The organism is Tolypothrix sp. FACHB-123, from assembly GCF_014697075.1.
Lineage (GTDB): Bacteria > Cyanobacteriota > Cyanobacteriia > Cyanobacteriales > Nostocaceae > Aulosira.
In genome coordinates, this window is record NZ_JACJRE010000042.1 from 1 (window position 1) to 15,507 (window position 15,507).

The 15,507-nt window shown below is 41.4% G+C and carries 7 protein-coding genes and 1 pseudogene; 7 read left to right on the plus strand and 1 reads right to left on the minus strand.

Annotated elements, in window-relative coordinates; all coding sequences use genetic code 11:
• Positions 1–245, minus strand: a pseudogene (locus H6G41_RS23630) (photosystem II D2 protein (photosystem q(a) protein)); the annotation flags it as partial.
• A gap of 518 nt (positions 246–763) precedes the next feature.
• Between H6G41_RS23630 and H6G41_RS23635 the strand changes: the two are divergent.
• The 7 genes from H6G41_RS23635 (at position 764) to H6G41_RS23665 (ending at position 15,361) form a co-directional block, all read left to right on the plus strand.
• A complete protein-coding gene (locus H6G41_RS23635) occupies positions 764–1,357 on the plus strand; it encodes a photosystem I assembly protein Ycf4 (RefSeq protein WP_190749202.1) in 594 nt (197 codons plus the stop codon).
• Positions 1,358–1,540: 183 nt separating this feature from the next.
• Entirely contained in the window at positions 1,541–2,338 is a 798-nt protein-coding gene (locus tag H6G41_RS23640; protein ID WP_190749204.1) for a peptidylprolyl isomerase, read from the plus strand.
• 41 nt (positions 2,339–2,379) lie between these two features.
• Entirely contained in the window at positions 2,380–3,591 is a 1,212-nt protein-coding gene (locus H6G41_RS23645; protein WP_190749206.1) for a beta-ketoacyl-ACP synthase, read from the plus strand.
• 304 nt (positions 3,592–3,895) lie between these two features.
• Positions 3,896–4,693: a DUF928 domain-containing protein gene (locus tag H6G41_RS23650; protein WP_190749208.1), complete on the plus strand. Its 798-nt coding sequence runs from the start codon at positions 3,896–3,898 to the stop codon at positions 4,691–4,693.
• Positions 4,694–5,352: 659 nt separating this feature from the next.
• The gene (locus H6G41_RS23655; protein WP_190749301.1) at positions 5,353–7,608 is read left to right on the plus strand and encodes a CHASE2 domain-containing protein; all 2,256 of its coding nucleotides are present in this window, start codon (positions 5,353–5,355) and stop codon (positions 7,606–7,608) included.
• Positions 7,609–7,912: 304 nt separating this feature from the next.
• Positions 7,913–11,476 (plus strand): tetratricopeptide repeat protein, encoded by a 3,564-nt coding sequence (locus tag H6G41_RS23660; protein ID WP_190749210.1) that lies wholly within the window; start codon positions 7,913–7,915, stop codon positions 11,474–11,476.
• 315 nt (positions 11,477–11,791) lie between these two features.
• A complete protein-coding gene (locus H6G41_RS23665) occupies positions 11,792–15,361 on the plus strand; it encodes a tetratricopeptide repeat protein (RefSeq protein ID WP_190749212.1) in 3,570 nt (1,189 codons plus the stop codon).
• Positions 15,362–15,507 lie beyond the last annotated feature (146 nt).

Consider the following 15,507-nt stretch of genomic DNA (forward strand, 5'->3'; position numbering starts at 1 on the left):
TCTGCTGGGGTGGATACGGCTACTGTGATGAAGTTACAGCCTTCTAAATAAGAAGATGCTAAACCGTGGGTGTACCATGACGTGACGAAGGTTGTGCCTGTCAGCCAACCGCCTAGTGCTAGGAAAGCGCAGGGGAATAATAAAATTCCTGACCAACCAACAAACACGAAGCGATCGCGCTTCAACCAGTCGTCTAGAACGTCAAACCACCCTCTACTGGGGGCGCGCCCAACTGCGATGGTCATTGAACTAAAATCCTCTTTTTTACTAAAATTTCAGCGTTTCTGAGGAATTAACGTTTTTTTTGACAATTTTCAGCAGCCTGAAAACTACTGATATTCTGAGAATTCACAGCTTATTCAGTCTGTCTTTCTCAGGGTTATGCCATTACCCGTACCATTAGCTAGTAATCTAGTTTGTGGTAACTTAATGATTCTTAACTTATCACATTCCTCCGGGTTTTTGACCGATCCACGCAAGTGAATCAGGTGATTTAACACGAAGCTATTAAATATTATGAATATCAGAAATTTTACAATCTGACACAAGTTTTCTCAGAAATCTAAACAATTAGTATTGGAAATTGGGTATTGGGCATGGGGTATGGGGCATGGGGCATTGGGCATTGGGCATTGGGCATTGGGCATTGGATATAAAGCCTAGAGATAATCACACAGAACCTGGAAACAACTGACAACTTGCAATAGATACTGCTCCAATGGCAGACTTTTAAAGGGTATATGTCACAGGCCAAGGTAGTTCTATGACGGCATCAACAATTAACAAAGGCGATTCATCTAATGGCGATCGCTCTAAGGCACTGGTTCTGCATCAAAAAGTTTTGGGTTCTCGTCGGTTAAGCAACTACTGGTGGGCAACGGTCGTTACCCTAGGAGCCACAGGCTTTGTATTAGCTTCTGTCTCCAGTTACCTCAACGTTAATTTACTCATAGTTACCGACCCCACACAACTGGTTTTTGTCCCCCAAGGTCTAGTTATGGGGCTATACGGAGCAGCTGGCTTACTTTTGGCTATTTATCAGTGGTTAGTAATTTTATTGGATGTAGGCGGCGGATATAACGAGTTTAATCAGGAAACAGGCACAGTCAAAATCTTCCGTAATGGATTTCCTGGAAAAAATCGGCGGATCGAGGTAGAAAATCGTATTCAAGATGTACAATCTGTACAACTCACCGTGAAAGAAGGGCTTAATCCTCGTCGCGCACTCTACCTCCGCGTTAAAGGACGGAGAGATATTCCTTTGACCAGAGTCGGTCAACCTCTACCTTTAAAAGATTTAGAAATTCAAGGTGCAGAGTTAGCTCGATTTTTGGGCGTACCTCTAGAAGGACTGTAAAGAATTTTAACGATTGACAATTGTTAATGGTCAATTGTTCAGTTGTCAGTTGCCCAGAAGCTAATAGGCAATAGTTATTTGCAGTCTTCTTCCCTGCGGGTTAATCAAGTCCTCAACGAGTAAATTCAAAATCTATAATCGTGGGGTAACGATAAGATACTCTGGTTGAGTCAGTAATTGGTAATGCGGTTAAGATTTCCACGATTTTTGGTTGTATTTGTAATTGTTGGAGCGTTGGTTTTAGGTGGATGTTCAACACAACAAGCTGTTTCTCCGGCTTCTTCTCCATCTGAAACAACTACTTCAACAGCAACCGAGGCAAGCAGGACAAGCACTGAAGCAACGTCCGTATCAGAAACTACTAGTGAGAGTATTCCGGGAATGAAAGATTTACCACGCCTCGAAGGTCAAGCTACTGTGGTGATGACGGTGAAAGGCTCAGAAATTACTATCGAGTTAGACGGCACTAATGCTCCAATTACAGCTGGTAATTTCGTAGATTTAGTCCAACGGGGTGTGTACGATGGTACAGCTTTTCATCGCGTAGTCCGCGATCCCCAACCATTTGTAGTTCAAGGGGGAGATCCCCAAAGTAAAGACCCAAAAGTTCCAGCAAACAGGTTAGGAACAGGTGGCTTTATTGACCCTAAAACTCAGAATGAGCGATACATACCTTTAGAAATTAAAGCTAAAGGTTCAGATACACCGATTTACAATAAAACTTTTGATGCTAGTGCTCAAGCTGTTGTCTTACCCCATAAACAGGGTGTAATCGCAATGGCGCGATCGCAACAACCAGACTCTGCATCTTCTCAGTTTTACTTTGCTCTAGCAGATCTGAGCTTTTTAGATGGAAACTATGCTGTATTTGGCAAAGTTACCCAAGGCTTTGATGTTATCAATAAGATTCAGCAAGGCGATCGCATTGATTCTGCTAAAGTCACCAAAGGCGTAGAAAACTTAAAAACCTCCGGTCAATAGTTAGCAATTGGGTAATGGGTAATAGTTTTTTCTGATTACCCATGACCAATCTCAAATCCCACATTCCTAAGTCCAAATTGGTTAAGGTTGTTGTCACTGGTATCGGTTTAATTTCAGCTTTAGGAGAAAACTTAGAAACTAGCTGGCAAAGGTTGATAGCAGGTAAGTCTGGCATTAAGCTACATCAACTGTTTCCAGAACTGTCACCCTGTCCTTTAGGATTGATTGGTCAAAAACCAGCTTCATTAAAAATGCTGACAGAGTTGGTAGTTGCTGATGCATTAAAAGATGCTGGGTTATCGCCGCCTTTACCTGATTGTGCTGTAGCGATCGGCTCAAGTCGCAGCTATCAGGCTGAGTGGGAAATGCTAGCAAGAAAAATTTACAGTTGCGATCGCCTTTCATCCCCTCTCCCAAACGGGGAAATGGAGAACTGGTTAGAAACATTACCCCATATGAATGCGATCGCCGCCGCTAGACAAATTGGGGCAATTGGCAGCGTTTTAGCACCCATGACAGCCTGTGCTACAGGAATTTGGGCGATCGCTCAGGCTACAAGTTTAGTGCAAACTGGACAATATCAACGAGCGATCGCCGGTGCAGTGGAAGCCCCAATTACACCCTTGACTTTGGCAGGATTTCAACAAATGGGTGCTTTGGCGAAAACAGGGGCTTATCCCTTTGATTTACACCGTGAAGGCTTGGTGTTAGGGGAAGGCGCAGCTATATTTGTGATCGAATCAGCAGAGTTAGCCAAACAGCGACAAGCAAAGATTTATGGTGAAATTCTTGGTTTTGGCTTACTTAACGACGCCTATCATCAAAATGCCCCCGATCCGGAGGGTAGAAGTGCGATCGCATCTATTAAGCAATGCTTAGAACGTAGTTACCTCACACCAGCCGAGATTGATTATATTCATGCTCATGGTACAGCCACACAACTCAACGACTCTGTGGAAAGCATGGCGATTGAGCATTTGTTTAACCAAAAAGTAGCAGTCAGTTCCACCAAAGGAGCTACAGGCCATACTCTCGGTGCATCAGGGGCTTTAGGTGTAGCTTTTTCCCTGCTAGCCTTGCAACAGCAAATTTTGCCACCATGCGTAGGGTTACAACAACCAGAGTTTGATTTAAATTTAGTCAAAGTAGCGCAGCAACAAAAGATTCAGTATGCTCTTTGTTTGAGTTTTGGCTTTGGTGGGCAAAATGCAGTTATAGCCTTAGGTAAAGAGTTTAATGAAGAAAATAATTAAATATTTACCCATCTAAGGACTAAATTGCTGTTAGGGAGAGCTAAAGCTCTCCTTAATTTATTCGACTTCAACGGAGTTTAGTTCCACACTGGTGTAGTAGTTAACGGGAACAATACTAATATGTTTTCGACTGATATCACAGGTAAAACCTGTCTTCAGGTAATACTATATTTTATTTAGCTTCCCAATAATCCAGTACTTTTATAGTCTATTGATTGTTTCGATTAATAGCTGCCAGACTCTTAGTTGAGCAAAAACTAAGGCAGTTCTATGGTTATATAACTAATTGAGAGGAGATTCAGACATGAAATGGATCGCGCAGTCTATCAGTTTAGTAGCATTTTCCATACCGATGTTTTTGGAACTGGCTACTATTCCTAGTTTAGCGGCACAAGCACAAGCCCAGGTTGACCCAACATTGCTGACTCAACAGCAAAAACAGCCTTGGTTAATTAGTCAAGCATTTAAACCACCCCAGCGAGGAACAGCACCACCTAGTGCGGGTGGTGCTACCCGTGGCTCTTATTGCGTCCAAAAAAATCAGTTATTAACCCCTTTACTACCTAAAGAGAATATCGGCTTAACCTTTTCAGAACGTCCCACCTTTTTCTGGCATGTGCCTGCAAATACTGTGAAAACTGCTCAGTTTTCTATCTTGGCGGAAGGAGATGAGAATAGCATAGAGGACGATGTAGTTTATGAAGCAACTTTAAATGTACCCAATAAAGCCGGAATTATGAAATTTACTCTGCCAGAGGGTAGCTCTCCTTTAAAAGTAGGTAAGCGCTACCACTGGTATCTGACATTAATTTGCGATCGCCAAAATCCTCCGAGAAATCCAAGTACAGAAGGATGGGTTGAACGTACACAACCAGAAGCAACTTTATCAAAAGCTTTAGAACAAGCAGACATACGCAAACGCCCAGCTCTTTATGCAGAAGCAGGAATTTGGCATGAAGCACTAACTAGTTTAGTGGAGTTACGTTGTGCTGAACCAAATAATTTCAAGGTTACATCTGATTGGAGAAGATTCTTTCTCTCAGTTAACTTGAGTCAGTTTGCATCTGAACCCATTCTTGATTGTTGTAGCAATAAGCAATAATTGTTTGCACAGTGCTGGTTAATTTGCCAGTGAAATAGATATAATCCTGGGGGCACAAGATATTGTGCCCCTATCTATGTAATTTATAATCGCAATAGAGGCTGTTATTAATAGATATGTCTTTTCAATACAGCCATTCACTCTATGTTTTAGCATAACCCAGGATAACAATCTCTCTTCCCTCGCCCCTAGTCTAAGCGCCCCTATTCTCAAGACAGAAATATAGCCGTAGCCAGATAGATTAGGAAATTAAGCTAAGATAAAATCTTGACAATAAAAGCCTTTCGAGTCAGTCAACAGTCAATAATCAACAGTCAACAGTCAACAGCTATTAATAAGCTTTGCAAAGAAAGCAGAGATAAAATACAACAACTGGTGACTCTAAGTTTTTTTTGATGCAAAATAGTGTTCCCTAGTTTTAAGTATATTGGTGTTAATATTTCAAATTAATTTATATTTCTTAATATAAATTGACATTTCGAGTCGTTTTCCGGCGAAATTTTCGCGCTGGCTTACTTGGATAAACTAAAATCAACTCAGATAATTTCTCCTTCAAATTTCAACAGTAATTGGCTGCAATTACTTTGAAGATGAATTTAGTAACTTAATAAATGAGTTTTGGTCGAATAGTTAATATTAAAGACTTAGGATTTAATATGATGCGGGCGAAGCTAAAACAGCTAATATGGCAATGGCGGGGAGTTTTTCTAGCAGTGCCCAATGTAACAGCTATTGTGATTGCGCTGCGGTTTACTGGCTTGCTGCAATTATTAGAATTAGCAGCATTAGATCAGTTTTTTATTTTACGTCCCAAAGAAACTGTTGATGAACGCATTGTTATAGTTGAGATTAATGAACCAGACATTACCAAGCTAGGTCAGTGGCCGATATCTGATGGTGTACTTGCTAAAGTTTTGGATAATATCAAACAACAAAAACCTCAAGCAATTGGTCTTGATATTTATCGAGATTTACCTGTAAATCCTGGTCATGAAAAATTAGTAAGAATATTTCAAACCACACCCAACTTGATTGGCGTACAAAAAATATCACATACAGCTGATAGTTTTCATGTGGAAGCGCCTCCAGAATTGAAAAAGCGACAACAAGTGGGAGCAAATGACTTACCTATAGATGGGGATGGTAAAATCCGTCGTGGTTTGTTATATGTAGGTTTGAACGATCAGGGCATTTTAGAAAGCTTTGCTTTAAAACTAGCATTGTTATACTTAAAAGACGAAGGTATTACCGAAAAACCAGCAAAAAATAATCCAAACTTCTTGCAACTTGGTAAAGGTATTTTCCCCAGTTTTGAATCTAATGATGGTGGCTATATGGGGGCTAATGCTAGTAGTTATCAAGTACTCTTAAACTATAGAGGAGCAATAAATCATTTCCACAAAATATCTATTACTGATGTTTTGGAAAACCGGATTCCTGCTGGGTTAATGCCAGGTAAAATTGTTTTAATTGGTTCCACTGCTGAGAGTTTAAAAGATTTATTCTGGACACCCTATAGTAGTAATTTATTTACCTCTCCTGAACGCATGGCTGGGGTAGCAATTCATGCTAATTTAATTAGTCAAATCTTGAGTTCTGCTTTGCAAGGAAGACCAGAAATCAAAACTTTGCCGGAACAGTTAGAGTGGTTGTGGATTTTATTTTGGTCAATTTTTGGTGCTACTTTGTGTTGGCAACAAAGACATAGTAGTACTGAGAAAAGACATTTACCCTTCATTGCTAATGGTACTGGTAGTGTCTTTATTGTCGGCAGCTGTTTGCTGGGTGGAAGTTATCTGGCGTTTATTTTTTCTTGGTGGATTCCTGTAGTACCTTCACTGTTAGCTTTAACTGGTTCAGCGATCGCTGTTACCCAGTATATCGCTCGTAGTGCAGCCGAAATGCGCCGCACTTTTGGGCGCTATGTCACAGATGAAGTAGTGGCCAATTTACTCGAAACTCCTTCTGGGCTAAAGCTAGGCGGAGAAAGAAGAAAAGTTACTGTTTTAATGTCTGATTTAAGAGGTTTTTCTGCCGTATCAGAACGATTAGCGCCAGAACAGGTAGTAGCGATTCTCAACGTGTATCTGGGAGCGATGGCAGACGTAATTAATCATTACAATGGAACGATTAATGAATTTATTGGCGATGGCATCTTTGTCATGTTTGGTGCGCCAGTCAGCCGCGAAGATGATTCTCAAAGAGCGATCGCTTGTGCTATTGCAATGCAATTAGCCATGAAGCCTGTCAATGAGCATAATCAGCAGATGAATTTACCACTTCTAGAAATGGGAATTGGGATTCATACAGGTGAGGTTGTAGCTGGAAATGTCGGCTCACAAAAACGTGCTAAATATTCAGTAGTTGGTAGTCATGTGAATCTTACCGCCCGGATTGAATCTTATACAGTAGGCGGTCAAATTTTAATTTCTGAAGAAACCATTAAAGATGCCAACATTGACTTAAAAATTAATGGAGAACTACGGGTAGAACCTAAGGGAATTAAAGCACCGATTACTATCTACGATATAGGTGGGATTGGCGGTAAGTATAATCTGCATTTGCCTCAATCTGAGGATAATATGCTGCAATTAACGGAGGAAATTTTCCTAGAGTTTACAATTTTAGAAGGTAAACATGCAGTAGGAACTATATTTAAAGGTGAGCTAGTTTATCTCTCAGAAAATGGCGGGCAATTGCGATCGCAACATTCACTGGAGCCTTTAAGTAACCTGAAGATGAAATTGTTAAATGCACCAGAAATTGCTCCCGGAGATGGCGATCTCTATGCTAAAGTGCTGAAAAAATCTCTGGATGAGCACCATTTTCTGATTCGGTTTACAGCTGTCCCCCCCAAAGTGGCTGCCATACTTGATACATCACGGCAATCTGCATCTTTAGGGCATGGTGCATAGGGCATTGGGCATTGGGCTTATTGCATCAGTGGGGAAAAGGTAAGGGGTAAAGGCTAAGAAAAAATCCTTTGCCTTTGGGCTTTCCCCCATCTTGTCAAGAGATTTGTGCCAGAGGTCTATTGATGAAGAGCAATTTTCATTTATCTTTCTTGCTTCCCTCTGCTCTACAGGACTGAATTTGTGAAGTTAATAAAGTATTAAAAAAATAAGTAATATAAGTGATTTTACAGATATTCTATTCCCAGAAACGTGTTTAATCTCTCTTGAAAGATCTGTCATGATGAATGGAATGGAGTGCCAGTAAATGCAACGGCGATTTTTGCCAGGTTTTACCGATCGCACTCTCACTTTATTACTCACTCTGATGTGCTTCTCAGAGTCTGTGGCTTTAGCTAGGGTAAATAGCCGCCAACTAGCTCAAAATAACCCACCTGCAACACAAAATACTAATTCCGAACAACAAAAAGCTGATCAACGAGTTAAACAACTCTTTGATGAAGCGGAGCAACTCCGTAAACAGCAAACCCCAGACTCGCTCAAACAGGCAATGCAAAAGTATGAAGAAATACTGCAAATTGCCCGAAAATTAGGCGATCGCTTCTTAGAACATAACACCCTCTATGTGATTGGTAGCGCTTACTCAGAGCGCAGCAACCACGAGAAAGCGCTGACATATTATCAGCAAGCGCTCAATATTATTCAAGAACTGAAAAAACCCATACCGCAAGCGAGGACTCTGTGGTCAATTGCTAGCAGCTATTCCTATTTGTGGTCAAAACAAAAAGCCCTGGAATATTATAACCAAGCACTATCAATATTTAAAGCCGAGAAAGCAACTGATATGGTTGCGATCGCGCTTTTAACTATGGGTATAGTTTATGAAGATGTGGGTGAAAGCGCCAAAGCATTAGATTATGTCAATCAAGCTTTAACAATTCAGCGCGAGCAAAACGATCCTCAGGCTCAAACTACAACCCTTTCAGTGTTAGCAGGAATTCACAACTCTCTAGGGGAAAAACAAAAAGCACTCTCTTTCTTAAATCAAGCTTTAGATATCCACCGTCAAAGCAATAATATAGATGGTCAAGCCGAAATTTTCACTAATATGAGTACTGTTTATGTCTCCTTGGGTGATTATCTCAAAGCCAGAGAATTATTAAACCAAGCACTGAAACTTAGTCAACAAGGCTCGCAAACTGACTTTGTAAATCAAGTAAGAATTTTCATCAGCTTAGGTGGAACCTATTTTGTCGAAGGTAATTATCAGCAGGCTCTAGATTACTATAATCAAGCGCGATCGCTCTCGCAAAAGATAGTTAGACCAGATTTAGAAGCTACTATACTTTCCCAAATCAAACATATTTATGAAGCCTTAGGACAAATAGATAAAGCCCTAGCTTATTTACAAGCTGCACAAAATTTACAGCGTAAAATTAATAATCTTTCCGCCGAAGCCAACACGTTAAATTCAATTGCCAATCTCTATCAATCTCAAGGTGAATATCAACAAGCACTGAATATATATCACCAAGCTTTAGAGATTCAACGTCAAATTAAAGACCTACCGCAGGAAGCAGAAACCTTAGGTAATATAGCTTACCTCTATAGACTACTTGGTGACTATCAGTTGAGTTTAGACACCTATAACCAGGTGTTGAAAATCTATCAAAAAATTGACAATAATAGTAATATAGCCCAAATTTTAACAGAAATAGGCTTGACTTATTTAACAGCTAAAAATTATGCCAATGCTCTTAAATATTACAATCAAGCCCTGACTTTGTGGCGGCAACAAGGGCAAGTTGATGGCGAAATTCTAACTTTAGTTGGCATCACTAAAACCTATGATTACTTAAAGGATTATCCCCAAGCATTAGCAGCAGCTAACCAAGGCTTGTCTATAGCCAGAGAAAAAAATAATCTTTCCTTTGAGGTGACTATGCTTGGTTATCAAGCGATGGCTTACCGAGGATTGGGAGATTATCAAAAAGCTCTGTCTTTAGCTCAAGCAGCTTTAACGAAATCCCAAAATATAGGTGCGCGTCAAGTCAAAGCAAACACTTTATATGGTTTAGGTGATGCCTATAAGGATTTAAAACAATATGAGCAAGCAATTAATGCTTATAAACAAGAACTAACAATTAGACAAGAAATAGGCGATCGCAATGGACAAGCCCATACACTATATAGAATTGCAGTGACTGAACGCGATCGCCAGCAGCTAGAATCTGCCCGCAGCCAAATAGAAGCAGCAATTGCGATTCTCGAAAATATTCGCACTAAAGTTACCAGCCAAGACTTACGCACCTCATACTTTGCCTCAGTCCAGAGATATTATGAGTTCTACATTGACCTATTGATGAGGTTGCACAAACAGCAACCATCTCAAGGCTATGACGCCCTAGCATTACAAGCTAGCGAACGCGCCCGCGCCCGCACCCTTTTGGAATTGCTGAAAGAAGCAAATGCAGATATTCGTCAAGGTGTCGATCCTCAGCTACTAGCAGCAGAACAAAATTTGCAACAACAGCTTGATGCTTTAGAAAAGCGAAGGCTGAAATTACTCAGCGGTAAACATACTCCCAGCCAGGCGCAAAACCTGGAACAGGAAACCGCCGCAGTTCTGGCACAGTATCGCCAACTGCAAGCCCAAATTAGAGCCACCAGTCCCCGTTATGCTGCGCTCACCCAACCGCAAACCCTCTCACTTGCACAAATTCAGTCTTCCGTACTCGATGACAACACCTTACTACTAGAGTATGCCCTGGGGGAAGAACGCAGCTATCTCTGGGCTGTAACCAAAAACAGCATTACCAGTTACGAACTGCCCAAACGTGCCGAAATTGAAGCCGCAGTGCAAGCATTCCTGAATATTTTAAACGCACCCATTCCCAGGAAACCAGACAAAACAGCGATCGCTTTATCACAGTTAATACTTGCACCAGTCGCCCAGCAATTAGGACAGCGTCGTTTAGTTATCGTTGCTGATGGGGCTTTGCAGTACGTACCCTTTGCTGCTTTAAACGCACCTCGTTCCGCTAACAGCAGATATGAACCATTAGTAGTCCATCACGAAATTATCACCCTCCCATCAGCCTCGACAATTGCCGTAATCAGACAAGAAACCAGGGGACGCAAACCCGCCCCGAAAGCATTAGCTGTAATTGCTGACCCCATTTTTTCCACTAGCGACGAAAGAGTCAAGGTTAGAACTGCAAATCAACAAAATAGCAGCCAAAACCTAGATTTACAACTTTTGAGAAAGTCTGCAAGAACTGCAAACATCGAATTTGAGCGCTTACCATTTACCCGCCAAGAAGCCGACACGATTCTCTCCCTCGTACCAGAAAAACAGCGCCGACAAGCCTTTGACTTTGCTGCTAATCGAGCTGCGGCTATCGATCCCCAATTAAGTCAGTATCGTATAGTACATTTTGCTACTCATGGCATTCTCAACAGTCAACATCCTGAATTATCGGGGATAGTGCTGTCGTTGTTTGATGAAAATGGCAAACCCCAAAATGGCTTTTTACGTTTACATGATATTTTTAACCTCAAACTACCCGCCGAACTAGTTGTACTCAGTGCTTGTGACACTGGCTTAGGAGAGGAAGTCAAAGGTGAAGGATTAATCGGCTTAACTAGAGGATTTATGTATGCAGGTAGTCCGAGAGTTGTAGTCAGTTTGTGGAGCGTCAATGATGAGGCTACCGCAGAACTGATGAAAAAGTTTTATAAATTTATGTTGCAAAATCAGTTAAAACCTGCTGCGGCGCTAAGAGCCGCACAAATAGAAATGTGGCGCGATCGCAATTATAATTCACCATTTTTCTGGGCTGCTTTTACTCTCCAGGGAGAGTGGCAATAAGCAAAATTTAATTTTTAAGTTCGTGGCAAATTACAGTAGGTTTAATGTTTTGTTTTCTTATTTATTATCAAATATAAACATGTGTTTAATTTATTTTAAAATCGCTATATTATAGATATCTATTTTATCAACCGCAGAGATTGTAAATCTTACTCCGCAAAGGTAAATTCATCGATGTGATCAGAGTTAGGGGCATTTATCAAATTGAAAATATAGCTAAAATAATGCCTGCTGGAGATTTCCAGGAAAAGTTGCTGGCAAAGATGATGCTTGCGCCAAATTATATTAATAAACCCCAAAAGGAACCGAAAACTCATGCAAAGGCGACTTGGATTAAATTTTAGCCAACAGACTTTTGTTGTCTTTGCCAACATAATTTTATTGTCTGAATCTGTAGGGATGACAGCCAAGGCAATAAATGTAGAAATAGTGCAAAAACCAACAATTAATAGCCAAAATCTTAGCCCTGCTCAACAAAGAGCTGACGCACAAGCAAAGGAACTATTACAAGCAGCAGAGAAACTCATCCAACAGGGAACACCAGCCTCTAGACAGCAGGCCCTAGAAAAATATTTGCAAGCGTTAAAAATTAGGCAAGAAATAGGCGATCGCTCTGGAGAAGCGACTGCGCTTTTAGCTATCGGCACACTCTATTATCTCCAAGGCGAAAACCCCAAAGCTTTAGAATATTACAATCAAGCTCTATCTATTAGGCGGGAACTCAAAGACAAGCTAGGAGAAGCTGTCATGCTTCAGTCTATTGCTGGAGCCTATTCTAGTTTGGGAGAAAAGCCCAAAGCCTTAGAATATTACAATCAAGCTCTGTCTATATTTCAATCTGCCAAACAATCCTATTTTGTTGCAGCTGCTTTAGTGGGGATTGGCAGAATTTATTTTAGTTCCGGTGAGACGAGCAAGGCACTAGCAGCCTACAATCAAGCTCTAGAGATTCATCGTGCTAGTGGTAATCTAGATGGGGAAGCTGACATTTTAGGAACAATCGGTCAAGCTTACACCTCTTTAGGTGAATCGCAAAAGGCTTTAGCAGCTTTCAATCAAGCATTAAAGATTCAGCGAACAACAAAGAATCTAGCCGGTCAAGTTGAGACTCTGACAATCATCGCCACCCTCTACAGTTCCTTGGGCGATAATCAAAAGGCTAGAGAATCCTTAACCCAAGTATTAGAACTACAAAAACAGTTACCGCAACCAGACTCTGGCAGACAAGCGATCGCTGCTATGGGGATAGGTACAATTTATGTAGCGAGCAGCGATTATCCACAGGCACTAGCATATTTTAACCAAGCGCGATCGCTGTTTCAACAAGCTGGCAATCCCAATCTAGAAGCCGAAGTTCTGACACAAATCAGCTTTATCTACAATCAATTAGGACAACAACAAAAGTCTCTGGATGCATTAAACCAAGTCTTACGTATCCAGCGTGCCCAAAAAGACAGATCCAAACAAGCCTCCACACTCAACAATATTGCGGGAATGCAAGCAGCAGTAGGAAATTATCAACAAGCCTTGGATTCTTACAACCAAGCGATCGCCCTACAACGTCAGGTAAAAGACCTACCAGGAGAAGCAGCTACAATCATTAATATCGCTAAACTGTATCAGTCATTAGGCGATTATCAGTTAAGTATTGATACATATACTCAGGCGCTAGATAAATTCCAAACTATAGGCGATCGCGCTCAAATCGGCCAAATCCTCGATAATATGGCTAGCGTTTATCGTACAGCACAACAGTATCAAAAAGCCTTGGAATATTACGACCGAGCAATTAAGTTGTGGCGCGAACAGGGGGGATTATTCCAAGAATTTAGTACCCTCACCGGTATGATTCGCGCTTATGAGTCCTTAAAAGCATATCCCCAAGCATTAGATACCGCTAACCAAGCGTTAACCTTGGCGAAAAAACAACAAAGTCCTCTTAGCGAAGCTTCGGCGCTGGGTTTATTGGGTAGGGTGTACTTAGCCGCCGGAGATTATCAAAAATCCCTAGATTTTTCTACCCAAGCAAACGCACAATTTCGCGCTTTAAGCATTCCCCTTGGTGAAGCCAATACACTACGTAATATCGGTAAAGCTTATAATTCTCTCAAGCAGCACCAGCAAGCAATTGCTAGTTACGAACAAGAACTGAAACTGTTGCGGCAATTAGGCGATCGCACTGGGGAAGCAGAGACTCTATATAATATGGCAGTGAGCGATCGCGATCGTCGCAATTTAGAGGCTGCTCAAAGGCAAATCGAATCAACAATTAAAATTGTCGAAGATATTCGCACCAGAGTTACCAGTCAAGATTTACGTACCTCTTACTTCGCCTCAGTCCAGAAATATTATGAATTCTACATCGACCTTTTGATGCAGTTGCACAAACAGCAACCATCCCAAGGTTACAATGCTCTAGCCCTCCAAGCCAACGAACGCGCCCGCGCCCGCAGTCTCTTGGATTTGCTCAACGAAGCTCGTGCAGATATTCGTCAAGGTGTAGAGCCGCAGTTACTAGCAAGCGAACGCAACCTACAACAACAACTTGATGCTTTAGAAAAAAGGCGGCTGAAATTACTCAGTGACGAATCGAGCAAAGCCCAAGCAGAAAAATTTGAACAAGAAACCGCAGCCATTCTCGAACAGTATCGCCAACTGCAAGCCCAAATCAGAGCCACTAGCCCTCGTTATGCAGCCCTAACACAGCCGCAAACCCTCTCCCTCGCCCAAATTCAATCTGACCTATTAGATGATAATACTTTGCTATTAGAATATGCACTGGGAGAAGAACGCAGCTACCTCTGGGCAGTGACTAAAAATAACATTACTAGTTACGAACTGCCCAAAAGTGCAGAAATTGCGGCAGCAGTGCAACAATTCCGGCAGGTTTTAACCTCCCCAATTTCTAGAAGCAAACCAGGTGCAAGCGCCAATGTTCTCACAAAGATGATACTTGCACCAGTAGCCCAGCAATTAGGACAACGTCGCCTAGTTATCATAGCTGATGGAGCTTTGCAATATGTACCCTTTGCCGCTTTGAACACGCCTCGTTCCACTGACAGCAGATATGAGCCATTAGCAGTCAATCACGAAATCGTTACCTTACCATCAGCCTCGACAATTGCCGTACTCAGACAAGAAACTTCTAAACGCAAAACTGCGCCGAAAGCATTAGCTGTGATTGCCGATCCGATATTTTCTCCTAACGACGAGCGAGTTAAAGTCAGAGGGAGAAATTCCCAGAATCACAATCTGAATCTAGATTTACAACAACTCAATCGATCTGCTAGAGTTGCCAACATTAGTTTCGATCGGTTACCATTCACTCGCAAAGAAGCCGAAACCATTCTTTCTTTAGTACCGGCGAAAGAGCGCAAACAAGCCTTTGACTTTGCAGCTAATCGTTATGCGGCGACTAATACAGACTTAAGTCAGTATCGGATAGTACATTTTGCTACTCATGGCATCCTCAACAGTCAACATCCAGAGTTGTCAGGTGTGGTGCTATCCTTGTTTGATGAAAATGGTAAACCCCAAAATGGCTTTTTACGTTTACATGATATTTTTAACCTCAAACTACCCGCTGAACTAGTCGTACTCAGTGCTTGTGACACTGGTTTGGGTGAGGAAGTTAAAGGCGAAGGATTAATTGGCTTGACAAGAGGGTTTATGTATGCAGGTAGTCCGAGAGTCGTAGTCAGTTTGTGGAGTGTCGATGACGAGGCTACTTCCGAACTGATGAAGAAGTTTTACGCTTTCATGTTACAAAATAACATGAAACCCGCAGCGGCGCTGAGAGCAGCACAAACCCAAATGTGGCGCAATCCCAACTATCAATCACCCTATTTCTGGGCAGCTTTTACACTCCAAGGTGAGTGGAGGTAAATAATTCATTTATTTGGAATTTTCTTCAAATAATTGCCAACTAAGTAGTATTCCCATTGGCAATTTATTGAACTATATGTGTCCCCCTTTAAGAGGATGTATTAAAAATTTTTGGTATTGTATTTAAAGCTTGTAGATCACCATAA